Consider the following 7,380-nt stretch of genomic DNA (forward strand, 5'->3'; position numbering starts at 1 on the left):
TTCACCGGGTGGTGCGCATGACCGAGGTGCTGTTGGCCGTCGGAACGCAGAAGGGCCTTTTCCTGGGCCGCAGTTCCGACCGCGAGAAGTGGGAGTTCAGCGGGCCCCACTTCCCGATGAACGCCGTCTACTCGGTCGCCGTCGACCGCCGCGGCGGCCGGGTGCGGCTGCTGGCGGGCGCCGACTCCAGCCACTGGGGCCCGTCCGTCTGGTGGTCCGACGACCTCGGCGCGACCTGGCAGGAGCCGACCCGGCCCGCCGTGCGCTTCCCCGAGGACACCGGCACCTCGCTGGAACGGGTCTGGCAGTTGCAGCCGGCCGGCGAGGAGGCGCCCGACGTCGTGTACGCCGGGACGCAGCCCGCCGCGCTGTTCCGCTCCACCGACCGCGGCGAGACCTTCGAACTCGTCCGCGCGCTCTGGGACCACCCGCAGCGCACCGAGTGGAACGCCGGCTTCGGCGGCCAGGGCATGCATACCGTGCTCACCGACCCGCGCGACGCCCGGGCCGTCACCGTCGCCGTCTCCACCGGCGGCGTCTACCGGACGAAGGACGGCGGGGCCAGTTGGTCCCCGTCCAACACCGGCATCCGCGCCGAGTTCCTGCCCGACCACTACCCGGAGTTCGGGCAGTGCGTGCACAAGGTCGCCCGGGACGCCGGCGAACCCGGCCGGCTCTACCTGCAGAACCACGGCGGCGTCTACCGCAGCGAGGACGACGGCGGCAGCTGGACGGACATCGGGGGCGGCCTGCCCGCGGTGTTCGGCTTCGGCCTGGCCACCCACCCGCGCACCGCCGGCACCGCCTACCTCTTCCCGCTCAACGCCGACTACTCCCGGCTGCCCGTGGACAACCGCTGCCGGGTCTTCCGCACCCGCGACGCCGGCGGGACCTGGCACCCGCTCTCGGACGGCCTCCCGGACGAACCCCACTACGGCGTGGTGCTGCGGGACGCCCTGTGCACCGACGACGCCGACCCCGCCGGGGTGTACTTCGGCAACCGCAACGGCGAGGTGTACGGCAGCGCGGACGAGGGCGACCGCTGGTCGCTGCTCGCCTCGCACCTGCCGGACGTGCTCTGCGTCCGCGCCGCGGCCCTCGGCTGACCCCCTCCGCCCACGACTCCCGACCGCCGAGGAAGCCCCGCCCATGAGCCTGAGCATCCGCAACCGCATCCCCGGCACCGTCGCCGGCATCACCACCGGCGCGGTGATGGCCACCGTCCGGGTCGACGTCTACGGCGGCCGCGAACTCACCGCGGCCGTCACCGCCGAGGCCGTCCGCGAACTCGGCCTGGAGACCGGCAGCCGGGTGAACGTCCTGGTGAAGGCAACCGAGGTGGCACTGGCCACCGGACCGGTCAGCGGACTCAGCATCCGCAACCGGCTGCCCGGCACGGTCTCCGGGGTCACGGCGGGCCCGGCCATGGCGAGCGTGCGGATCGCGGTCGAGGGGGGCGTGGAGCTGACCGCCGCGATCACCGCGGACGCCGCCGACGAACTGCGGCTGACCGCCGGCACCCCGGTGATCGCCCTGATCAAGTCGACCGAGGTCTCCCTCGACGCCGCCTGACCCGGCCCGAACCCACGGTCATTGGGTACACCACCAGGGGCGCGGGGAACTGCGCAGTCCGGGGTGGTGCTCCTGGCGATTCGGGCTCACCCTGTTCCGCACGGCGGGCCCCATCCGAATTGCGCAGTTCCCCGCGCCCCTGGCGGGTTGACAATTCCTGCGCCCCGGCATCGCCACCCCTAGTGGACCGGCTCGCCGAGCCGGACTTCGGTGATGCCGCTGACGTAGCGGGCGCCGCAGACGTCCGCCGGGACGACCAGTTGCGGACCGGCCTCGTCGACCTCCGCGCCGCCCTCCTCCGCGCGCCCGGGGCCGGGCCGGAGCGGGCCCCGGCCGCCCGCCCCCGGGCCGCCGCGGGTGCGGGGCGCCGCTGAGGACGGCCGGGGCCGCGTCAGTCGGTGCGGGGGCGCAGCCGGGCGGCGACGGTGCCGAGGCTGTCGGCGAGGCCGGTGAGCTGGGCGGGGGTGAGGACGTCGATGAGCGCCTCGCGGACGGCGGCGACGTGGCCGGGGGCGGCGGCGCGCAGTGCCTCCCAGCCCTGGTCGGTGATCTCGGCGAAGACGCCGCGGACGTCGCTGGGGCAGGAGCGCCGGGAGACCAGGCCGCTGCGTTCGAGTTGGCCGACCTGGTAGGTGAGGCCGCTCTTGGAGGTGAGGAGGCGGTCGGCGAGGTCGGTCATCCGCAGCGAGCCGTCGGGGGCGGCGGAGAGCTGGACGAGGATCTCGTACTGGGTGTGGGAGAGGCCGGCGTCCTCCTTGAGCTGGCGTTCGAGGTGACGGGCGACGAGGTTGGTGGCGGCGACGAAACCGCGCCAGGCGGCCATCTCGTTCTCGTTCAGCCAACGGGGTTCGTCCATGGGTCGATCGTACCGTGGTTGTTCAAATTTGAATGAGGGTGTACCGTCGACACCAGGTGGTTAAAATTTGAACCACTGGTGACAGGCCACGGAGGACGACCACCATGAGCACCGCAGCCCCCGGGCGCATGCCCACCCTCTACCTCTCGCACGGCGCGCCGCCGCTCGCCGACGACCCGGTCTGGCCCGGTCAGCTCGCCGCGTGGTCCGCCGACCTGCCCAGGCCCACCGCGATCCTCATGGTGTCCGCGCACTGGGAGGAGGCCCCGCTCGCGCTGGGCGCCACCACCCCCGTCCCGCTGGTCTACGACTTCTGGGGCTTCCCCGAGCACTACTACCGGGTGCAGTACGCGGCGCCCGGCGCGCCCGCCCTCGCGGACAGCGTGCGCAAGCTGCTGCGCACCGCCGGCATGCCGGTGCAGGACATCCCGGACCGCGGCCTCGACCACGGCGCGTACGTGCCGCTGGTGGAGATGTTCCCGGACGCGGACGTCCCGGTGCTGCAGGTGTCGCTGCCCACCCTCGACCCGCAGCGGCTGATGGAGATCGGCCGCAGGCTCGCCCCGCTGCGCGACGAGGGCGTGCTGATCGTGGGCAGCGGCTTCTTCACCCACAACCTGCGGGCGCTCAGCACCGACGGCCGGGTCTCCTCGGTGATGGCCGAGTTCGACGACTGGGGCCGCCGCGCCCTGGAGGCGAAGGACGTGGACGCGCTGCTCGACTTCGAGCGCAAGGCGCCGGCCGGCCGCTTCGCCCACCCGCGCACCGAGCACTTCGCCCCGCTGTTCGTGACCCTGGGCGCCGGCGAGGCCGAGCTCGGCACCCAGCGCAGCGTGATCGACGGCTTCTGGATGGGCCTGGCCAAGCGCTCGGTGCAGATCGGCTGAACACCGCGCCCGGCCCGACGGCCCCTCAGTGGGCGCAGGTGAAGCGCTCGCCGAGGTGCCGGGGCTGTTCGATCTCGTCCACCAGGGCGACCGCGAAGTCGGGGATGCTGACGGCGCTGCGGCCCTCGGCGTCGATCACCAGCCGGTCGGTGTCGGTGCGGTAGTGCCCGGTGCGTTCGCCCGGGCGGAGGTCGGCGGCCGGGCTGAGCACCGTCCACTGCAGGTCGGCGACGGTGCGGAGGAAGGCGAGGGCCTCGCCGTGCGCGTGCATCATCTGCCGCACGTCGGCCGTCAGACCGGGGGTGTCCCAGACCCGGACGCCGGGTGCGGTCTCCAGGCTCCCGGCGCCGCCGACGACGATCAGCCGCGGGGCGGCCGAGCCGAGCGCACGCAGACCGGCGACCAGGGCCCGGGCGGCCGGTTCGACCAGCCGCCGGGTGCCCGGACCGTCCCCGCCGCCGACCGCGCTGACCAGGACGTCCTGGCCCTCGGCGACCCGGGTGACGTCCTCGGCGGCGAGCACGTCGCCGCGGGTGACCTCCGGGGTGAGCCCCTGGTACCGGGCGGGGTCGCGGACGGCCGCGGTGACCCGGTGCCCGCGGACGAGCGCCTCGGTGACGATGCACCGGCCGATCGACCCGTTGGCGCCGAAGACCGCGATCCTCGCCATGGTGTGCCCGCCTCTCCGTCCGGCCGCGTCTCACCCCCAGCATGGGTCCGGGCCCGTCCGCCGCGGCGCTGCAACGCGCGGCGCCGTCGCACGCGGCGGTGCGGCCGCCCGGGGCGGGCCGGCGACGGGGTACGCCGTTGTGCGTAACACCCCCGATCGGGGGTGTCCGGGCGCCGGGGCCGCGGGCACAGTGGCCCCATGCAGACTCCACTCTCCGTGATGGACTTCCTCGACCGGGCCGAGCAGGTGTACGGCGACCGGATCGGGATCGTCGACGAGCCGGTGCAGCCGGCCGGGTCCTGGGGCGAGGTGACCTACCGCAGGACGGCCGAACTGGCCCGCGCCCAGGCCGCCGGCCTCGACCGGCTCGGGGTCGGGCCCGGCGCGCGGGTGGCCGTCGTCTCGCAGAACTCCGCCCGCCTGATGACCTCCTTCTTCGGTGTGAGCGGCTTCGGCCGGGTGCTGGTGCCGGTGAACTTCCGGCTGAAGGCCGAGGAGGTCGCCTACATCGTCGAGCAGAGCGGCGCCTCGGTGCTGCTGATGGACCCGGAGGTGGCGGACGCGCTGGCCGGGGTGCCGGTCGAGCACCGCTTCGTCCTCGGCACGGAGAGCGACCGGGAGCTGTACGCCTTCGACCGCGAGCCCGTGCGGCACCCCGTCGCCGAGTCGGACACCGCGACGATCAACTACACCAGCGGAACGACCGCGCGCCCCAAGGGGGTCCGGCTCACCCACCGCAACCTGTGGCTGAACGCCACGCTGATGGGCCTGCACTTCGGGGCCGGCGACCGGGACGTCTACCTGCACACCCTGCCGATGTTCCACGCCAACGGCTGGGGCCTGCCCTACGTGATCACCGGCGTCGGCGGCAAGCACGTGGTGCTGCGCAAGGTCGACGGCACCGAGATCCTGCGCCGGATCGAGCAGCACGGGGTGACCTTCCTGTGCGGCGCGCCCGCGGTGGTCGCCGCCGTGCTCGCCGCCGCCGAGACCTGGGACGGGCCTGTGCCCGGCCGGGACCGGGTGCGGATGGTGGTGGCCGGCGCTCCCCCGCCGACCTCCGTGGTGCAGCGCGTCGAGGCCGAACTGGGCTGGGAGTTCATGCAGCTCTACGGGCTGACCGAGACCTCGCCCGCGGTCACCGTGAACCGCACCCGCGCCGAGTGGGACGCCCTGCCGCCCGCCGAACGCGCCGAGAAGCTGGTGCAGGCCGGTGCGCCCGCGCTCGGCACCACCGTGCGGGTGGACGGGCAGGGCGAGGTCCTCGTCCGCTCCAACACCGTGCTGGAGGGCTACTGGGAGCGTCCCGACGAGACGGCGGCCGCGCTGCAGGACGGCTGGTTCCACACCGGGGACGGCGGCACCCTCACCGACGGCTACCTCACCATCTCCGACCGCAAGAAGGACGTCATCATCACGGGCGGCGAGAACGTCTCCTCGATCGAGGTCGAGGACTGCCTGTACGGGCACCCGGCGGTCGAGGAGGTCGCGGTGATCGGCGTGCCCGACGAGAAGTGGGGCGAGACCGTCAAGGCGCTGGTGGTGCTCCGCGAGGGTGCCGAGGCCGACGAGGCCGAGCTGATCGCGCACTGCAAGCAGCGGCTGGCCGGCTACAAGTCGCCCACCTCGGTGGAGTTCCGCACCGCGCTGGCCCGCACCGCCACCGGCAAGCTGCAGAAGTTCCGGCTGCGCGAGCCGTACTGGTCCGGCCGGGAGCGCGGCGTCAACTGACCGGCCGTCAACACCGCCGGGTCAGGCGAGGATGCCCCACTCGCGGGCGGCGACGGCCAGTTCGACCCGGTTGCGGGCGCCGAGCTTGTGCATCGCGCTCTTCAGGTAGCCCGTCACGGTGTGGCTGCTGAGGCCGAGGCGGGCGGCGATCTCCGGGTTCGTCCGGCCGGTCGCCGCCCACCGCAGCACCTCGTGCTCGCGCGGGGTGAGCCCCGCCTCCGCGGAGCGGCCGGCCGCCCGGCCGCCCCAGGCCGCGGCGCCGGCCAGCGCCCTGGTGGCCGTCCGGGCCAGCTCGGCGACCGCGCCGATCCGCACGTCGCCGAACGGCACCACGGTGCGCAGCGCCGCGTACACCACGCCGTGCACCGCACCGTCGTGGACGAGGGGCACGCCGAGCATCGCGTACAGGTCGTCGGCGCCGACCGCCGCGTCGTAGTGGTGGGAGATGGTGGTCGCGGCCCGGTAGTCGGGCACCCAGGCGGGCGCGCGTTCGGCGAGGGCCCGGCCGCCGAGGCCGGTGCCGGCCGGCACCCGGAGGTTGTGCAGCAGGTCGGCCCGGGTGCCGGCCCAGTGGCGCAGCACCATGGCGTCCTCGGCGTCCTGGGCGCCCCGGGCGTCGGGCACGCCGACCAGGCCGACGTCCGCGCCGCAGTCGGCGACCACCCGGCGGGCCAGGTCCGCGAGCACCGCGGAGCGGACCAGCTCGGCGGCGCGGGTGTCCGGGGGTTCGGGGGCTGCGCTCCTCACCGGGCGATTCTCACACGGGCCCCCTGGTTCGGGGAGACGTGCGGCAGCAGGATGGGCCTGCCCGCACCACGGGACATGGACGAGAAGGGGAGACGGATGGCCGACATCACCGCGCTGCTCGCGGACCTCGCGGCGGAGAGCGACGGACTGGACGCCCTGGTGGCCGACCTGGACGCCGCGGGACTGGCGAAGGCCACCCCCGCCGAGGGGTGGACGATCGCCCACCAGCTGGCCCACCTGGCCTGGACGGACCGCTGGTCGCTGCTCGCGGCGAGCGACCCGGAGCGGTTCACCGCCGAGGCGCGGCAGGCCTTCGAGGCGGGGTTCGACGTGGTGGAGCGCGGCGCGGCGGAGGGCGCCGGAGAACCGCCGGAGGTGCTGCTCGGCCGCTGGCGGGCCGGCCGGGCGGAGCTCGCGGCGGCGCTGGCGGCCGTCGCGCCGCAGACCCGGCTGCCGTGGTTCGGGCCGCCGATGAAGGCGCCGTCGATGGCCACCGCCCGGCTGATGGAGACCTGGGCGCACGGGCAGGACGTCGCCGACGCGCTGGGCGCCGTCCGGCCGCCGACCGCCCGGCTGCGGCACATCGCGCACCTGGGGGTGCGGACCATGGGGTTCGCGTTCTCGGTGCACGGCCTGCCCGTGCCACAGGTGCCGGTACGGGTCGAACTCACCGGACCGGCGGGCGAGTCGTGGACGTGGGGTGCCGAGGACGCGGCCGACCGGATCACCGGCCCCGCACTGGACTTCTGCCTGCTCGCCACCCGGCGGCGGCACCTCGACGACCTCGCACTGACCGCGGTCGGGGACACGGCACGGGCCTGGCTGCCGATCGTGCAGGCCTTCGCCGGCCCGCCCGGCAAGGGCCGCGAACCGCTGGGCTGACCGCGCGGCGGGCCTGCCGGCCGGCAGGCCCGCCG

General features: G+C 74.9%; 8 protein-coding genes. 5 read left to right on the forward strand and 3 right to left on the reverse strand.

Translation table 11 applies throughout. From position 1 onward, the window contains the following. Positions 1 to 17 precede the first annotated feature (17 nt). Together AB0O09_RS32845 and AB0O09_RS32850 are read left to right on the forward strand one after the other, a co-directional pair. Positions 18 to 1,106 carry a sialidase family protein gene (locus tag AB0O09_RS32845; protein ID WP_363548255.1) on the forward strand — a complete coding sequence of 363 codons (1,089 nt, stop codon included), beginning with the start codon at positions 18 to 20 and terminating at the stop codon, positions 1,104 to 1,106. Between the two features lie 43 nt (positions 1,107 to 1,149). Beyond that, positions 1,150 to 1,572, forward strand: a complete 423-nt coding sequence (locus tag AB0O09_RS32850) for a TOBE domain-containing protein (RefSeq protein WP_363548257.1) — start codon at positions 1,150 to 1,152, stop codon at positions 1,570 to 1,572. 391 nt (positions 1,573 to 1,963) lie between these two features. On the opposite strand, the gene AB0O09_RS32855 is transcribed toward AB0O09_RS32850, so the two are convergent. After that, entirely contained in the window at positions 1,964 to 2,428 is a 465-nt protein-coding gene (locus AB0O09_RS32855; RefSeq protein ID WP_344627468.1) for a MarR family transcriptional regulator, read from the reverse strand. Between the two features lie 104 nt (positions 2,429 to 2,532). Between AB0O09_RS32855 and AB0O09_RS32860 the strand changes: the two genes are divergently transcribed. Next, a complete protein-coding gene (locus AB0O09_RS32860) occupies positions 2,533 to 3,315 on the forward strand; it encodes a class III extradiol ring-cleavage dioxygenase (RefSeq protein ID WP_363548259.1) in 783 nt (260 codons plus the stop codon). A gap of 25 nt (positions 3,316 to 3,340) precedes the next feature. Here the strand turns inward: AB0O09_RS32860 and AB0O09_RS32865 are convergent, their stop codons facing one another. Then, complete coding sequence (locus AB0O09_RS32865; RefSeq protein WP_363548261.1) at positions 3,341 to 3,985, reverse strand: NAD(P)H-binding protein; 645 nt, start codon at positions 3,983 to 3,985, stop codon at positions 3,341 to 3,343. Positions 3,986 to 4,183: 198 nt separating this feature from the next. On the opposite strand from AB0O09_RS32865, the gene AB0O09_RS32870 reads away from it, so the two are divergent. Beyond that, complete coding sequence (locus AB0O09_RS32870; RefSeq protein ID WP_363548262.1) at positions 4,184 to 5,716, forward strand: AMP-binding protein; 1,533 nt, start codon at positions 4,184 to 4,186, stop codon at positions 5,714 to 5,716. Between the two features lie 21 nt (positions 5,717 to 5,737). Here AB0O09_RS32870 and AB0O09_RS32875 read toward each other — a convergent pair whose 3' ends face one another. After that, entirely contained in the window at positions 5,738 to 6,463 is a 726-nt protein-coding gene (locus tag AB0O09_RS32875) for a LuxR C-terminal-related transcriptional regulator (RefSeq protein WP_363548264.1), read from the reverse strand. 96 nt (positions 6,464 to 6,559) lie between these two features. Here AB0O09_RS32875 and AB0O09_RS32880 point away from each other — a divergent pair, with 96 nt between their 5' ends. Continuing rightward, positions 6,560 to 7,345: a TIGR03084 family metal-binding protein gene (locus AB0O09_RS32880; protein WP_363548265.1), complete on the forward strand. Its 786-nt coding sequence runs from the start codon at positions 6,560 to 6,562 to the stop codon at positions 7,343 to 7,345. The last annotated feature ends 35 nt before the right edge of the window (positions 7,346 to 7,380 follow it).

The organism is Kitasatospora sp. NPDC093679, assembly GCF_040683455.1.
Lineage (GTDB): Bacteria > Actinomycetota > Actinomycetes > Streptomycetales > Streptomycetaceae > Kitasatospora > Kitasatospora arboriphila.

What these genes read in the sequence shown, in the direction of transcription:
- AB0O09_RS32845 (WP_363548255.1), top strand. Translation starts at nt 18, where the DNA reads ATGACCGAGGTGCTGTTGGCCGTCGGAACGCAGAAGGGCCTTTTCCTG.
- AB0O09_RS32850 (WP_363548257.1), top strand. Translation starts at nt 1,150, where the DNA reads ATGAGCCTGAGCATCCGCAACCGCATCCCCGGCACCGTCGCCGGCATC.
- AB0O09_RS32855 (WP_344627468.1), bottom strand. Translation starts at nt 2,428, where the DNA reads ATGGACGAACCCCGTTGGCTGAACGAGAACGAGATGGCCGCCTGGCGC.
- AB0O09_RS32860 (WP_363548259.1), top strand. Translation starts at nt 2,533, where the DNA reads ATGAGCACCGCAGCCCCCGGGCGCATGCCCACCCTCTACCTCTCGCAC.
- AB0O09_RS32865 (WP_363548261.1), bottom strand. Translation starts at nt 3,985, where the DNA reads ATGGCGAGGATCGCGGTCTTCGGCGCCAACGGGTCGATCGGCCGGTGC.
- AB0O09_RS32870 (WP_363548262.1), top strand. Translation starts at nt 4,184, where the DNA reads ATGCAGACTCCACTCTCCGTGATGGACTTCCTCGACCGGGCCGAGCAG.
- AB0O09_RS32880 (WP_363548265.1), top strand. Translation starts at nt 6,560, where the DNA reads ATGGCCGACATCACCGCGCTGCTCGCGGACCTCGCGGCGGAGAGCGAC.